The sequence below is a fragment of the Mesorhizobium sp. M6A.T.Cr.TU.017.01.1.1 genome, from assembly GCF_004023115.1.
Lineage (GTDB): Bacteria > Pseudomonadota > Alphaproteobacteria > Rhizobiales > Rhizobiaceae > Mesorhizobium > Mesorhizobium mediterraneum.
The window spans coordinates 16,708-30,881 of sequence record NZ_RZTA01000041.1; the positions used below are offsets into that span (position 1 = coordinate 16,708).

Sequence of the window (14,174 nt, forward strand, 5' to 3'; positions counted from 1 at the left end):
TTTTGCAAGATCAGGTTTTTTCCAGCCCATGCCCTTTTCCCTGCTTAGAGACCGTGCGCTCATTTCGGTGTCAGGCCCGGATGCCGAGCATTTTTTGCAGAACATCCTCACCACCGATCTCGATACGCTTGCTTCCGGCCAGGCAAAGCCAGGCGCGCTTTTGACGCCGCAAGGTAAGATCCTGTTCGATTTCCTGATCTCGCGCGCCGGCGACAATGCCTTCCACCTCGAATGTCGCGCCGATGTCGCCGACGATTTTGTGCGCCGGCTGATGCTCTACAAATTGCGCGCCAAGGTCGAAATTGCCAAGGCCGACCAAGGGCTTGTCGCTGTTGCCTGGGGCATTGATTCAACCGCTTTACAATTTGATTCAACCAGGGTTGCCGATGCGCGCTTCAGCGATGTGGCCGTCAGCCGCTTCTATGGGAGCGGTGCAGACGACGGCGACCTCGCCGCATGGCAGGGCTTGCGTATTACCCATGGCATCGCCGAGAGCGGCAGCGACTACCAGCTCGGCGATGCCTTCCCGCACGATGTGCTGCTCGACGAGACCGGCGGCGTCGGCTTCAGGAAGGGCTGCTATGTCGGCCAGGAGGTGGTCTCGCGCATGCAGCATCGCGGCACTGCCAGACGGCGGGTGCTGATCGCCAGGGCAGAACGGCCCCTGCCCGCTCCTGGCACCGAACTGACCGTTGCCGGGCGACCGGTCGGCACGCTTGGCACCACCGCCGGCAAGACAGGCCTCGCCGTAGCCCGTATCGACCGCGTCAAGGCAGCGCTCGACGCCGGCCAGCCGATCATGGCGGATGATGTCCCTGTGTCGCTCACCATCCCCGCCTGGGCGAAGTTCACTTTTCCGCCGGAAACTGCTGGCCCGCAGGAACCCGTCGGCACGGAGGGGGCCTGATGGCGGCCGATCGTCCCGGCGCGCCGCCGCGCGCCTGGCAGCGCATGCTGTCGGGCCGGCGGCTCGATCTGCTCGACCCCTCGCCGCTCGACATCGAGATTTCGGACATCGCCCATGGGCTTGCGCGCGTCGCCCGCTGGAACGGCCAGACCAGCGGCGACCACGCCTTTTCCGTCGCCCAGCATTCGCTGCTGGTCGAGGCGCTTTTCAGCGAGCTGGTGCCGGACGCTCCGCCCGATGCGCGGCTGGCGGCTTTGCTGCACGACGCGCCGGAATATGTCATCGGCGACATGATCTCACCGTTCAAATCGGTGATGGGCGGCAGCTACAAGGAGTGCGAACTGAGGCTGCAGCGCGCCATCCACCTGCGCTTTTCGCTGCCGGTCGAACCAGATGCAGAGCTGCGCAAGGAGATCAAGCGCGCCGACCAGATCGCCGCCTATTTCGAGGCGACAATGCTTGCCGGCTTTTCGACCGCCGAGGCGACCGAATTCTTCGGCCGGCCGCGCGGGTTCAATGCCGACCGCTTCGATTTCACCCCGCGTTCGGTGACCTGGGCGCAAGACGCGTTCCTCAAACGGTATGCGACCATCGAGAAATCACGGCGCCAAACGGTGCAGCCCGCCGACTGAAAAACGGTAAATTAACCGGAAGGGATAACAGTGCCTTGTTCGATCACGGTCTGCAGGCACGCCTCATGTCCGTCGCTCATGTCAAGGCTGGTTCGCCCGTCCGCGGACGGAGGGCCGAAGGCGTAGGCCTGCCGCGGATAGAGGACGAACTGCGTAAGCAGAATGATCGTTTTTCGGCCGCCGTCGAGAACATGTCGCATGGCTTGTGCATGTTCGATGCCGACGAGCGCATGATCATCTGCAACGGCAATTATATCAGCATCTTCTGCCTCAACGCCGAGATCGTGCAGCCCGGCATCCGGTTTTTCGACATCCTTCAGCACAGCGTCGACATCGGTGTCGCCTCGCACAGCGCCGAAGAACTCTACGCCATCCGCAAGCCCTACATCGACCGGGCGAAACCCTCGACCTACGAAGAAACGCTGTCGGATGGCCGCATTATCAACATCTCGCACCGGCCGCTGGCTTCGGGTGGCTGGGTGTCGATCTATGAGGACATTACCGAGCAACGGCGTGCCGAGCAGGAGCTGAAGGAGCAGCACCGCCGCTTCGACGCAGCACTGGCCAACATGTCGCAAGGCCTTTTGATGTATGATGCCGACGGCAGGCTGATCGTCCGCAACGAACGTTTCCTGGAACTCTACCACGTGACGCCGGCCGATTTTCCGCTTGGCATGAGCCACCGCGACGCGCTCGAGCAGCTCGCCCGCCTGGGTATCTATGCAGAAATCGATATCGACGGCGAAATCTCGAAAACCGCAGCCTGCCTTCAAGCCGGGGAAATGCGGTCGACCTACCGCCATCTTGCCGATGGCAGGACCCTTTTGGTGGTACGGCAGCCGATGAGTGGCGGCGGCTGGGTCGCAACGTTCGACGACGTCACCGAGCGCAGGCGCGTCGAAGAGCGCATGACCCACCTTGCGCATCACGACACTCTGACCAACCTGCCCAATCGCTCGATGTTCCGCGAACGGCTCGACCAGGCCTTGGGCGAGGCCACGGACCTGGCGATATTCTCTCTGGACCTCGACCGCTTCAAGGCCGTCAACGACACCTGGGGGCACCCGGCGGGCGACTGGCTGCTGAAATGCGTGGCCGAGCGGCTGCAACGTTGCCTACGCAACGAAACGGATGTGGTCGCTCGTTTCGGAGGCGACGAGTTCGTCATCATCCAGTTCAATCCCAAAGGTGCTGGCGATGCGGAAAAACTGGCAAAACGCATCGTCGACATCATCGGAAAACCCTTTCGCGACAAAAGCCGCGACATGCATGTCGGCATCAGCGTGGGCATCGCCCTTTCCCCCGATGACGGCAGGGATGCGGACACGCTGCTGAAAAACGCCGACATGGCCCTCTACAGGGCGAAGAGCGAAGGACGCAACGTCTATCGTTTCTTCGAGCCCGGCATGGATGCGATGGTGCGGGCACGACGCGCGCTCGAAACCGATCTGGAGGCAGCGCTGCGACGGCGGGAATTCGAGCTCGATTTCCAACCCATCATGAACATCGCCTCCGGCGAAATCGTCGGCGCCGAAGCCCTGATGCGGTGGCACTCGCCGGCACGCGGCTTGGTGCCGCCAGACGACTTCATTCCGGTCGCCGAAGAGATTGGGCTGATCGTGCCGCTGGGAGAATGGGCGCTGAGGAAAGCCTGCACGGTTGCGGCGGGCTGGCCGCATGGGCTGCGTATCGCGGTCAATGTCTCGGCTGTGCAGATCAAAAGCGGCACCTTTGCCCGCAGCGTCATCTCCGCGCTGGCATTTTCCGGCGTGCCGGCCAATCGGCTTGAACTGGAAATCACCGAAACAGTGCTGATGGACGAGAGCGATACAGTGCTCAAGACGCTCAGGCAGTTGCGCGATCTCGGCGTCCGTATCGCGCTGGACGATTTCGGCATCGGGTATTCGTCGCTCGGCTATCTCCGCCGCTTCCCGGTCGACAAGATCAAGATCGACCGCTCCTTTATCCGCGACATCGACAACCGCGACACGGCCGCGATTGTGCGCACGGTCATCGGGCTCGGTGCGCAGCTTGGAACGACCGTCACCGCCGAAGGCGTCGAAACCGAAGCGCAACTTGAGTTCCTGAGAAAGGAAGGCTGCGTCGAGGCCCAAGGTTACCTGATAGGCATACCGTCGAAGGCGGCGGATATCGCTCGCTTGCTGGAGTCGCGCGCAGGGATCAGGCAATCAGGCTGAGTGCGACAGGCCGGACGTAAATTGTAATCTAAAATAGAAAAATTAGCACGTAGAGCACAGTCGAAAGGAACGCAGTTATTAACGGGTGAAATACCAAAACTCTAGTTTTATTTCCAATTCTGTGAAATGGATCTTTTCCTTCTCCCCAATAAAATTCGTTACTTTCCTTAAGCGGGTTATCCCGACCAAAATCCCAACCTATGCGCGAATAGAAAATAACATCCGAAATCACTATCCTAACATATAGCATCAGGACAGTCGACCAAACTATCAGGTAAATATATCTGAACAAACCGCCCCCCTCATTTGCGCCCGTGAACGGTGCGAGCGGTAAGTCTACCGCCCCGGCCGGTCGAGTCGCTCCAGGAACCACTGCGTCAGCCGCACCCAGACCTCATCTTTTTCGCCGGAATCCTCCCAGCCATGGTCAAGGTTGGGATTGTCATTGACCTCGATGACGAAGACACCGTCTTTGGTCTCCTTGAGGTCGACGCCGTAGAGGCCATCGCCAATGCAGCGCGCCGCCTTCACCGCCGTCTCCACGACATGGGCCGGCGCTTCCTTCAGAGTGAAGGTCTTGATGCCGCCTTGGTCGGGCTTGCCATTGGCCTTGTGGTTGACAATCTGCCAGTGCTTCTTGGCCATCAGATAGTGCACGGCAAACAGCGGCTGGCCGCCGAGCACGCCGACGCGCCAGTCATATTCAGTCGGAATGAATTTCTGTGCGATCAGAAGGTCAGAATCCTCCAGCCATTCGGTGGCAAGCGTCTTCAGCTCCTCGAAGGTGGCGCATTTCTTGACGCCGCGCGAAAACGACGAGTCCGGGATCTTCAGCACCAGCGGGAAACCCAGCGTCTGCGCCGCCACCTCAAGGTCGGACGTGCCGGCGATCATCACCGTCGGCGGCACCGGCACCTTGTTGTAGGTCATCAACTCGTTGAGATAGACCTTGTTGGTGCAGCGGATCATCGACAGCGGATCGTCGATGACCGGCATACCCTCCTGCTGGGCGCGGCGGGCGAAACGGTAGGTATGGTTGGAGATCGAGGTGGTCTCGCGGATGAACAGTGCGTCGTAATTGGCGAGCTTGGCCAGATCCTTCTTGGTAATCGGCTCGATTTCGACGCCCATCTTTTCGGCGATCCTGGCCCAATAGCGCAGCGACGAAATCTCCGACGGCGGCAGTTCCTCATGCGGATCGACCAGCGTGGCGAAGGTGTAGCGCGCCGGCGTGCGGCCCTTGGTGTCGCGCCATTCGCGGTTGGTGTAGGTCTCGAGGCACTGAAGGAAGCGCTTTTCTTCCTCCTCGGTCATCCTGGCCAGCGGATGGAAGCCGATCTTGCGGATCGACGCCCATTCGGCGCTGTCGGTGATGTGGACTTCCAGCGCCGGCGCTCGGAACCAGTCGAACAGAAGCTTGGCGAAGCGATCCCATATCTTCGACGGGCCGATGCCGAAGAAGATGCAGACTTTTTGCGGAAAGGCGCCGCCCAGATCCTTGCGGCATTTGTTCAGCGCCAACTCCAGCTCCGGTAGCGCATGCTCGTAGAGCTTGCGCTCGGACAGGTCGATCATCGTCTCGACCGTCGGGATCACCTTGTGGCCGCGCGAGCCGGCGAGCAGCGAGGCATAGTAGCCGCGGCTCTGGTAGCCGTAATTGTTCGACAGGTTGATGACCTTCGGCCGCTGGCCGCGAAACAGCGCCGGATGCGCAAGATAATCGCGGTTGGTGATGATCTTGTGCGGTGTCGCCACCTGATCGAGATCGTTCTGCCTGCCGGTAAGGATGACCCAGGTCATTGTCTGTCGCGCTTTCCGAGGGTGATGGCGGCACGCAATCCGTCGCGGCCGAACTGCGCCATGTTCATGAAGATGCCGTAAGGCACGGGAATGTTGGCGGCATCAAGGATGGTCTCCTGTCTCTCGTCCTCGACCCAGGGATCGTGGATCAGGATATGGTCGCCGTCGTCGCCGATGGCCAGCACCCAGTGCGGAACCTTCTTGCCGAACATCAGGAAGCCGCTGATCAGGACCAACACCAGTTTTCCTTCTGCGATCGCGGTGCGGATATCGTCGATGGCGAATGGACGGTAATTCACCGGGATGCCGTAACGTTCCGCGCGCCGGCGAAAGTCGACCTGCGCCAGTTCCATGACCCGGCGCTTGTCTTGGCTGCGCACCGACTGCAGGAACAGCGCGCCATGGAAGGATACATATATCTCGGCAGAGAGCCCGCTTTCGTGACCGGCAACGGCGAGACCGAACGGCTCGCAGCCGCCCGGCCCCGACATCATGAAAACAGTGGTCGCCTCGCGCCACAAGCGGATCTCCATGACCGGATCGGGCACGAAGCCGGGATCGAAATTGGCCATCGCCATCATCAGGCAGCATGGGCCGCAGGTGAATTCGCAGGTCTGCTGATAGAACGGCACCTTGGTGGCGACCGGAATGTCGCCACGCAAGGTCTTTTCGTAGCGCAGCGCCGTGGCGCCGTCCTCGTAATAGCCCGGTTCGCGGCCGATCTTGCGGTAGCCGCTCTGCTCATAGATGCGGATGGCTCGGCCGTTGTCCTCGCGCACCTCGAGGCGCAGCATCATGCGGTCGTGCTTGAAGGCGGTCTCTTCCGCCGATGCCAACAGCATGCGGCCAATGCCGAGCCCGCCGAAAAAAGGGCCGATGGCGATGGAATATAGCCGCGCGACGCCGCTGCCTTTGCGGAACAGCACGACCGCATAGCCGGCGACGCGGCCGTCGTTTTCGGCGACCAGCAGCTCGGCGCTTTCGCGTTCGATCAACTGGCGAAAGGAGCGGCGGGAAATGCGGTCGGTCGCAAAAACAGCCTTCTCGATGACGGCGAGGTCATCGACGTCGGACGCGCGGGCCGTGCGAATCTCGGCAGGCATGCGGGCTCGGAAAACCTCGATTGGGTTGTGGAGAAGGCCCTGGTCGAAACGTTGATAACACCAGCCGAAGCGCCAGCATCCGTCAAGCGCTATCGCACCTCGATTCGGGCCGAATTGTGACAGTTTCAGCCCGGCGCATGAGGGCACGTGGCCCTGTAGATCAGTGCAAAGGCTTGAAGAGGATCTCTGTTTTGACCGTGGCGTCAGCTTCGGAAAACAGGCGCGGTTCAGCTGGCCAGCCCGGCCAGAAGCTGGCTGTAGGCGCTCTTCGCCACCGCAGTCATCTGCGCGCGCGGCAGCGAGCCGACGACGGCGCAGCCATAGCCCTTGTCCAGCCAGTAAATCGCCTCGGGGCCGCCTTCTTCCGACCCATAAGTGCCCTTGGCCTTCTCGGCCGATTCAGCCGTGACGAACAGCGAGATGCGCTCGCCCTTCTCGTCTTCATAAAGCAGCATCGCGGCCTTGTTCTCGCCTGCAGGCAGCAGCCGGCCACCGACGAGCTGGAATCCTTCCGCCGCCAGATCCGGTGCGACCAGCTTCAGGCCGACCCTATTGGACAACCAGGTCTGCAGATGATCCTTGTCGCTGGCGGGCACTTCCACCGCATGCCGTTTTTCGGCGGCATAGATGACATGGGCTGCGATCGCCTGCTCTGCGAGTTGGTCCTTGGCCGGGTCTTCCAGACCAAAATGGCCGATGCCTGCGACGTAACCGCCAACACCGCCAATGGCCAGCACCGCGGCTGCGGCGGCCGCAAGCCACCAGCGCGAGCGCGATACTGCCGCCTTGACCGGCGCCTCACCGAACACGACCTTCTGCAACCGCGCCGGCACCGGCTCGTCGAGCACGCCGGCGAAGGCGGCGCGCAGCGCTGCGCGGTCGGCGACATAGCGGGCGCCCCTCGCCTTCATTTCGGGATTGGCATCGAGCCAAGCATCATAAGCCACGTGCTCGTCAACCGGCAACTCGCCGTCGAGGGCCATGTGGATGTCGCGTTCGGAGAAATCGCGCCGGGTCATTTCTCGACGATCCTTATCGCCCGGCGACGCGCGGCGTCATCCAACAGCCCGCGCAACTCATCACGGCCGCGCGCGATGCGCGACATCAGCGTGCCGGCCGGCACGCCGAGGATGTTGGCGGCCTCGGCATAGGAAAAGCCTTCGATGGCGACCATGACGAGTGCTGCGCGCCGGTCGGGGCTGATCGCCTGCAATGCGTCGATAATCTCGCGTGACGCGATGCTCTCCACCTGCTCGGCAGGCGCTGCCTGCGCCTCGCCCGCTTCCAGCGGCAGCATCGCTCCCTCGCCGCGCCGGTTCACCTTACGCATCTGGTCGATGAACAAATGATGCATGATCGTAAACAGCCACCTCCTGGGGCTTTCTCCAGTCTGCCAATTGTCGAGCCGCACAAGCGCCCGTTCGAGACAGTCCTGAACCAGGTCGTCGGCGGAATCGCGGTCGCGCAACAGAGAGCGCGCATAACGGCGCAGACGCGGTATTTCGCCAAGGATTGCTGCCTTCTTTGCGTCCATGACCGCTGGTTCTGAGGTGCCTTGTTCATCCCGATTGAACGCGCCTTCACGGCGCGGCGCAAGTGGCCGGCGCGAAGCGGTCCGCCGCCCCGGTCACCCAAGCAATGCAATAACGCTGGCGCGGACCGGTTTATTCCCGGCCGGGCTAGGCCAACCTGTCAAGGCGCCGCACGCCATGAATGAGAAGCCTGAGGTTGAAAACGCATCCTAAAGGATGTATATTCAAAGTCATATATTTGGTATATTCGACTTGGAATATACGTTCGGGGAAATTGATATGTCTCTGTACATCCGCGATAATGAGGTCGACGCCCTGGCTCGTCAGTTACAGTCCGCCATCAAGGCCCCCACGAAGACTGAAGCAGTGCGGATCGCTCTCAAGCGCGAGCTTGAACGAGCGAACTCTGTCCTTCCGCTGAGAGAGCGTATCAAAAAATATCAGGATGCCGCGAGCGCACTTGGTCCCGATGACCCCACCTTCGATATGAAGAAATTCATGGACGAGGCCTGGGGGGAACCCGATGTTTCTTGATGCTTCCGCCATTATTGCGCTGATTTTGAGAGAGGCAGATGCGGATCGTCTGCTGAGAGGGATTGAAACTGCCGAGACGCTTTATTTCTCGCCGAGTTCCGCGTTTGAAGCGATCCTGGGGATAGCCCGCAGAAAATCTGTAGCTGAAAGCGGCGATCAAGCCGCGACACCGCCTGCTTTGATCGATCAATGCCAAACGATTGTCATTGGCTTCCTGGCCGAACTCAAGGCCGTGGAAGTTCCGCTGGATACCGCCATTCGCGAACTCGCAGTCAAAGCCGCCCGCGACTACGGTCGATATGTCGGCCATCCCGCCAAGCTGAACTTCGGCGACTGCTTCAGCTATGCATGTGCCAAGGCCTACCGGGTACCCCTGCTCTACAAGGGCAATGATTTTTTGCAAACCGATCTGGCCTGAATACTATCCGGGCTCGGATTTGGCCGCCCGTGTCAGCAGCCGCTGGTAGAACAGGCCGATGCCGATCAGCACCGCGCCGAGGCCGATGAAGGACAGCGCCCTCAGCACGCCTTCCAGCTCCGACATGTCGAAGAGGAAGACCTTCAGCACGGCGACCGAGATCAGCGCGGCCGACGCGATGCGCAGCACCTGTGACTTCAGCCCGACACCGGCGGTGAGCAGCGCCACGCCGATGATCAGCCACAGGGCTGAATAGGTGTAGGTCTCGAGCTGGCCGAGGCCGCTCCACAGGCCGATGAACTCGCCCTTGAACAGCCGCCTCACCGACAGCGTCGCATAGACGAAGGCAAGCAGTGCCGCCACCAGCGCCAGCATCGCGGCGTACCATTTTGGCCGCTTGTCTCTGCTATAGAGCGCGAGCCCCCCGGCGGCGATGGCCGGTAAGAGATAGGCAAGGAACAGCAGGTTGAACACCGGGATCCGGCCGGTCGATTCGTCAGTAAACAGCGGGTTCAGCGCCAGGAAATGCTGAACGATGATGAAGGCGAACGAGACCACGCCCGCGGCAAGCGAACCATAGCGCAGCACCGAGCTTGGCGAGCGCATGTCGATGGCGACCAGGATGGCGCCGGCGCCGAGGGCGATCAGCGTGTAGATCGCCTGTTCGGCGAGCGTCGCAGAACCCGTGCCGATGACGCCGTCATGCATGGCGTGGCGCACCAATATGGCAATGGTGAGCAGCGCAAACAGCGCAGCGCCCGCCTCCATGGCGAGGCGCGGGCGGCCATTGGTGGTGCGAGCGAGTTGCCAGGCGGCAAAGCCGAAGGCGAGCGCCGGCACGCCGTATCCCGGCAGCAGCCAGTTGAACACCGGCGTCGTCGACAGGAATTCGGCGCCGACGATTGTCGGATCGAAGGCGACACGGCCGAGCACCGCGATGACAGCGCCAACCGAAATCCAGCCAAGCACCGGATAGGCGCGCCAGCGGGTGGCCAGCGCCGGCACGATGGCCGCAGCACCCAGAACGATGGTGGTCCAGCCGGACCCAAAGGCCATGTAGACCATCAGCAAGGCGGCGACTGCTGCCCCGCCAAGCGCGAACGAGACGGCCGCAGCGCCCTGCAGCGGCGGCTCCTCGCCCCGCGCGATCCACTCTGCGCCGGCGGCGAAGACCACGACCAGAAGGGCTGCTACCGCCGCGTAGGCTAGATCGCGGTCGAGATTGCCGAAAGTGAACCAGAGCGCCAACAAAATGACCAGCGGTGCGATAACGCCCCATGCCGCCCATGAGGCGGCGCGGATGTGAGCCGATGCTGCAAATCTGCGCGCCGCCCAGAAGCCGGCACCGATGAAGACAAGCCCGAGTGCGATGCCGATCCTGAGCATCAGCGTATCGGATATTGCCGCCGTCAGACCATCGATACCCAGGCCGCCGGAAAGGTCTGAAGCAATCGAGGTTGGCGGAATGATGCCGAGATAGACCAGCACCGTCGCCAGCCCTGCGGCATGCAGAAGCGCCAGCGCCAGCGGCCTATAGAGCGCCACTGCGACCAGGGCTGTGATAAGGGCTGCTCCCGGCAGAGCATCGCTGGCAGCGTATGCCGGATCAACGAACAGCGCCATTGCCGAAAGGCCGACGAAGAAGCCCGGTGCGATCGACGGCCAGTCGAAGCCCCCCGCGGGTTCAGCTTCGCCACCGCGACGGCCGAGCCAGACGAAGGCAAGCACGGCCAGGGTCACCGCATTGATAAAGAGGATGACAGGCAGGTTGGCGCCCGGCGCATCGGTCATGTAGAGAACGGTCCAGAGGCCGGTGCCGACGAACGCTGCCGCCATCAACAATTTCCAGTCGCGCAGGCGGGCGATGACGCTGGTGGCGGCGAGCACGATCGCGAGATAGCCGAACAGCGCCCAGGGATTGGGCGCCTGCGAAGCGACCAACATCGGCGTCACCACTGCGCCGAGCAGGCCGATGCCGGCCAGCGCCTGGCCGTGGATGAGGGCGGCTGCGATGGTCGCCACACCGATGGCGCCGAGTAGCGTGAAAGCAAGCGCCGGCCCGATGAAGCCGTAAACGCCATGCGCGGCATAAACCGTGCCGAACAGGATGAAAGCACCGGCCGCCGTCAGGATCGCCGGAATGTAGGCGCCGGCGACGCCCTGCACCGGCACCCTGAAGCCGGTACGGCGGATGAACTCGCCGACGGCAACCAGCACCAGCCCGAGCATTGCTGCCATGCTCAGCCGCACGCCGGGACCGAAGATACCCGCCTCAATGGTGTAGCGGATCAGGAACAAGCCACCCAGCGCCAGCGCGATGCCGCCGACCCAGACTGCCCAGCGGGTGCCGAGCGCCGTTTCAATGTCGGGTTTTTGAGCCGCTTTCGCCGTCGCTGCGGCCGGTTGCGCAGGTGCAGATCCAGCCGGCGCCGCTTCGCCCGCAGCCCACGGTCCGGATGCAGTCTCGCCGGCTTCAACCTCTGTGGACGGCTTTCCCTCAGCCTCGCCCGCCGATGGCGGGGCAATTTCGGTCACTGCCGCAACTGCCGCGCCCGCTGGCTTGCTGTCGTTTGCGGCCTGTTCTACCGGCTTGGGCTGCGGCGGGGCCACATGCGCGCCCGAAAGCACGAGGCTGCGCAGCGCACCAAGCTCGCGCTCGATCAGGCCGATGCGGCTCTGCTGGCGCGAGATAATGACGAACAGCGCGATGATCGCGACTAGGCCGATCAGGCTTTCGAACATGGCGGTTCCCCCAAACCAGGCCAGTAATTACTGACAAATGCGGCGGCCAGACGGCCGGCCGGGTCAGCGCGCCGCCAGATTGGCGGCCGGAAAGATCGAGCATGTTTCGGTGCCGAAAGCCAGCAGCTTGCCGTTGGCATCCTTCAGCGTCGCTTCCGAGACCGCTAGGGTGCGGCCCTTGTGCACCACCCTGCCCTCGCACACCACTTCGCCGGTCCTCGGCGTGATCGGCCGTGTCAGGTTCACCTTGAACTCCGCCGTCGTATAGGCCTCGCCCTTGTCGAGCAGCGTTTGCACCGCACAGGCAAGAGCCGAATCCAGCAGCGTCGCGGCCCAGCCGCCATGCACCCCACCCAGCGGGTTGAGATAGCGCTCGTTCGGCATGCCGCGGAACACCGCACGTCCTTCCGACACTTCGGTCAGGTCGAAACTGAGCTGGAAGGAAATCGGCGGCGCCGGGTATTTGTTGTCGATGATGCGCTGGAGCAATTCCAGGCCGGTATACTCGAGAATGTCGCCGTGCGGAATGGTGCCGAGGCCGAGCGGCGAGACCCGGCCGGGATAGAGCTCCACTTCGCTCATCTGGTGATTTCTCCGGCGGCGGGTTCTTCGATCAGGGTCTTGCCGGGCGCGTGGTGCTTGCGCAAGGCGGCGAGGAAGCCGGCGCGGGCGCCGGGAGCCTCTATGCCGCGCGGCTCGTAGACATGGCGGGTAAAAAAGAAGCCGGTCAGTCGGAAGGCGTCCTCGATCGCCGCCGGATCGGCGCGCAGGCCGGAGCCGCGCTGCAGGAAGGCGGGGAGCACCAGCATCTTATCGCGCCATGGCGCGCCTGCCGCGCGCGACACGGCACGCCCGGATTTCGGCGAGACATAGGCAAGGTTCTGCCTGGTGCCGGTCGCGGCACACTGGCTGAGATCGAGGCCGAAACCGAGCTCGTCGAGAACCAGCAGCTCGAAGCGCGCCACCAGCTCGCCGGCGACATCCGCATCGTCGAGGTGGGCGATCATCACGGCCAGCGTCTCGTAGAGGCCGCCATGGGCGTCGCGCTCGGGCAATAGGCGCAGATGCGCGGCCATGGTCTGCAGCCCATAGATGGCGACGGCGCTGTCGATGAGACGGGCGGCATTCATCTCGATGGCCTCGGCCTGGAAGGTGCCGAGATGCTCGTCAAGCCGCGCCCGCCACAAAAGGTCGACACGGTTGCCGGGCTGCAGAACGGGCTGTTGCTTGCGCGAGCGGCCACCGCGCACGAGGCCGAGGTGGCGGCCATGCGCACGCGTCATGACCTCAAGAATGGCACTGGTTTCGCCATGCTTGCGGGTGCCGAGAATGATTCCCTCGTCGCGCCATTCCATGAACGGAGCTTGTCACCGCTTCGGTGGCGAAATCAAGATTAGGCTTTCAGCCGTCCGCGCGCTGGTGGTCGGCAAGCACTTCATCGATCACGCGTCGCGACTTTTCAACTTCGACTGGATTGATGTCTATATGTCCAGCGACCGTGATCAGCGCTTTCCATAGCGCCCAACCACGGCCTCGCGCCCAGGTTGCCTCATCGGCCTGAAGACCCGCGCGAAACACCTCTCGGCTTTTCCCTTCGAAGAGTGTCCACGCAATCGCCAAATCGCACGAGGGATCGCCCACGCCGGAAGTCCCGAAGTCGATCACGGCGCTCAAGCTGCCTTGCCTGACCAACAGGTTTCCCCAACTGACGTCACCGTGGAACCAGACGGGCGCGCCGTGCCAAGTCGCGGCAAGCGCCGCTTCCCACACCGTGCTCGCGGCACGTATGTCAATCTTGCCGCCGAGGGCTGCAATGGCTTGCCGGGTTTCACCGTCATAGACGCTCAGTGGTCCGCCTCGAAAAAAGTTGTGCTGCCCTGGCGCCGGTCCGCCGGCGAGATCGATCCGTTGCAGGGCGACCAGGAACTGGGCCAGGCTGGCCGCGAATTGCGGCCTTCGATCCAGCGGTAGACGGACCAATGCCAGGGATAGTTGTCGGCCGGGGTTCCCATCGCCAGGGGAACCGGGACAGGCAGCGGCAGAAGAGGCGCAAGCCGTGGCAACCAGCGATGTTCCTTTTCCACTTGCAAGGAATAGGCCGCCGCGCTCGGCAGCCTCACGAGCATATCGTCTCCGAGATGAAAGGTCCTGTTGTCCCATCCGCCTGATGCAACCGGCCTGACGGCAAGATCCTTCCAGCGGGGAAATTGGGTGGCGACCAGCCGGCTCACCAGAGCTGTGTCGATAGTGACTTCTTGCTTGAGCATGATCTTTTTCGAAAACCGGTTCCCACTTTTCGGGAACATGC

General features: G+C 62.6%; 12 protein-coding genes and 1 pseudogene. 5 read left to right on the plus strand and 8 right to left on the minus strand.

Annotated elements, in window-relative coordinates:
- The first annotated feature begins 28 nt into the window (after positions 1–28).
- The 3 genes from EOB36_RS15480 (at position 29) to EOB36_RS15490 (ending at position 3,737) form a co-directional block, all read left to right on the plus strand.
- Positions 29–907 (plus strand): folate-binding protein YgfZ, encoded by an 879-nt coding sequence (locus tag EOB36_RS15480; protein WP_126107164.1) that lies wholly within the window; start codon positions 29–31, stop codon positions 905–907.
- Positions 907–1,539, plus strand: coding sequence for an HD family hydrolase (locus EOB36_RS15485; protein ID WP_095483152.1), 633 nt, complete (start codon positions 907–909; stop codon positions 1,537–1,539). Before EOB36_RS15480 ends, EOB36_RS15485 begins: the two co-directional genes overlap by 1 nt.
- Positions 1,540–1,604: 65 nt before the next feature.
- Positions 1,605–3,737, plus strand: coding sequence for an EAL domain-containing protein (locus EOB36_RS15490; RefSeq protein WP_095483290.1), 2,133 nt, complete (start codon positions 1,605–1,607; stop codon positions 3,735–3,737).
- Between the two features lie 336 nt (positions 3,738–4,073).
- Here the strand turns inward: EOB36_RS15490 and EOB36_RS15495 are convergent, their stop codons facing one another.
- From EOB36_RS15495 to EOB36_RS15510, 4 genes are all read right to left on the minus strand, one after another.
- Positions 4,074–5,537: a RimK family protein gene (locus EOB36_RS15495; RefSeq protein ID WP_128285176.1), complete on the minus strand. Its 1,464-nt coding sequence runs from the start codon at positions 5,535–5,537 to the stop codon at positions 4,074–4,076.
- On the minus strand, positions 5,534–6,640 hold the full coding sequence (locus tag EOB36_RS15500; RefSeq protein ID WP_128285177.1) for a peptidase C39 family protein: 1,107 nt from the start codon (positions 6,638–6,640) through the stop codon (positions 5,534–5,536). Before EOB36_RS15500 ends, EOB36_RS15495 begins: the two co-directional genes overlap by 4 nt.
- Before the next feature lie 227 nt (positions 6,641–6,867).
- Complete coding sequence (locus EOB36_RS15505; protein ID WP_127295267.1) at positions 6,868–7,659, minus strand: anti-sigma factor; 792 nt, start codon at positions 7,657–7,659, stop codon at positions 6,868–6,870.
- Complete coding sequence (locus EOB36_RS15510; protein WP_095483148.1) at positions 7,656–8,174, minus strand: RNA polymerase sigma factor; 519 nt, start codon at positions 8,172–8,174, stop codon at positions 7,656–7,658. The genes EOB36_RS15505 and EOB36_RS15510 overlap by 4 nt, the downstream gene beginning before the upstream one ends.
- Before the next feature lie 277 nt (positions 8,175–8,451).
- Here EOB36_RS15510 and EOB36_RS15515 point away from each other — a divergent pair, with 277 nt between their 5' ends.
- A complete protein-coding gene (locus EOB36_RS15515; RefSeq protein ID WP_127295269.1) occupies positions 8,452–8,706 on the plus strand; it encodes a type II toxin-antitoxin system VapB family antitoxin in 255 nt (84 codons plus the stop codon).
- On the plus strand, positions 8,696–9,124 hold the full coding sequence (locus tag EOB36_RS15520) for a type II toxin-antitoxin system VapC family toxin (protein ID WP_128285178.1): 429 nt from the start codon (positions 8,696–8,698) through the stop codon (positions 9,122–9,124). The genes EOB36_RS15515 and EOB36_RS15520 overlap by 11 nt, the downstream gene beginning before the upstream one ends.
- 3 nt (positions 9,125–9,127) lie before the next feature.
- Here EOB36_RS15520 and EOB36_RS15525 read toward each other — a convergent pair whose 3' ends face one another.
- The 4 genes and pseudogenes from EOB36_RS15525 to EOB36_RS15540 form a co-directional block, all read right to left on the minus strand.
- The gene (locus EOB36_RS15525; protein WP_128285179.1) at positions 9,128–11,866 is read right to left on the minus strand and encodes a DUF2339 domain-containing protein; all 2,739 of its coding nucleotides are present in this window, start codon (positions 11,864–11,866) and stop codon (positions 9,128–9,130) included.
- Positions 11,867–11,929: 63 nt separating this feature from the next.
- Positions 11,930–12,448 (minus strand): PaaI family thioesterase, encoded by a 519-nt coding sequence (locus tag EOB36_RS15530; RefSeq protein ID WP_095483144.1) that lies wholly within the window; start codon positions 12,446–12,448, stop codon positions 11,930–11,932.
- Positions 12,445–13,221, minus strand: coding sequence for a DNA repair protein RecO (gene recO, locus EOB36_RS15535; protein ID WP_126107169.1), 777 nt, complete (start codon positions 13,219–13,221; stop codon positions 12,445–12,447). Before recO ends, EOB36_RS15530 begins: the two co-directional genes overlap by 4 nt.
- A 46-nt stretch (positions 13,222–13,267) precedes the next feature.
- A pseudogene (locus tag EOB36_RS15540) lies at positions 13,268–14,133 on the minus strand (aminoglycoside phosphotransferase family protein).
- Positions 14,134–14,174: the final 41 nt, after the last annotated feature.

What these genes read in the sequence shown, in the direction of transcription:
- EOB36_RS15480 (WP_126107164.1), top strand. Translation starts at nt 29, where the DNA reads ATGCCCTTTTCCCTGCTTAGAGACCGTGCGCTCATTTCGGTGTCAGGC.
- EOB36_RS15530 (WP_095483144.1), bottom strand. Translation starts at nt 12,448, where the DNA reads ATGAGCGAAGTGGAGCTCTATCCCGGCCGGGTCTCGCCGCTCGGCCTC.
- EOB36_RS15505 (WP_127295267.1), bottom strand. Translation starts at nt 7,659, where the DNA reads ATGACCCGGCGCGATTTCTCCGAACGCGACATCCACATGGCCCTCGAC.
- EOB36_RS15490 (WP_095483290.1), top strand. Translation starts at nt 1,605, where the DNA reads ATGTCCGTCGCTCATGTCAAGGCTGGTTCGCCCGTCCGCGGACGGAGG.
- EOB36_RS15515 (WP_127295269.1), top strand. Translation starts at nt 8,452, where the DNA reads ATGTCTCTGTACATCCGCGATAATGAGGTCGACGCCCTGGCTCGTCAG.
- recO (WP_126107169.1), bottom strand. Translation starts at nt 13,221, where the DNA reads ATGGAATGGCGCGACGAGGGAATCATTCTCGGCACCCGCAAGCATGGC.
- EOB36_RS15520 (WP_128285178.1), top strand. Translation starts at nt 8,696, where the DNA reads ATGTTTCTTGATGCTTCCGCCATTATTGCGCTGATTTTGAGAGAGGCA.
- EOB36_RS15510 (WP_095483148.1), bottom strand. Translation starts at nt 8,174, where the DNA reads ATGGACGCAAAGAAGGCAGCAATCCTTGGCGAAATACCGCGTCTGCGC.
- EOB36_RS15500 (WP_128285177.1), bottom strand. Translation starts at nt 6,640, where the DNA reads ATGCCTGCCGAGATTCGCACGGCCCGCGCGTCCGACGTCGATGACCTC.
- EOB36_RS15485 (WP_095483152.1), top strand. Translation starts at nt 907, where the DNA reads ATGGCGGCCGATCGTCCCGGCGCGCCGCCGCGCGCCTGGCAGCGCATG.
- EOB36_RS15525 (WP_128285179.1), bottom strand. Translation starts at nt 11,866, where the DNA reads ATGTTCGAAAGCCTGATCGGCCTAGTCGCGATCATCGCGCTGTTCGTC.
- EOB36_RS15495 (WP_128285176.1), bottom strand. Translation starts at nt 5,537, where the DNA reads ATGACCTGGGTCATCCTTACCGGCAGGCAGAACGATCTCGATCAGGTG.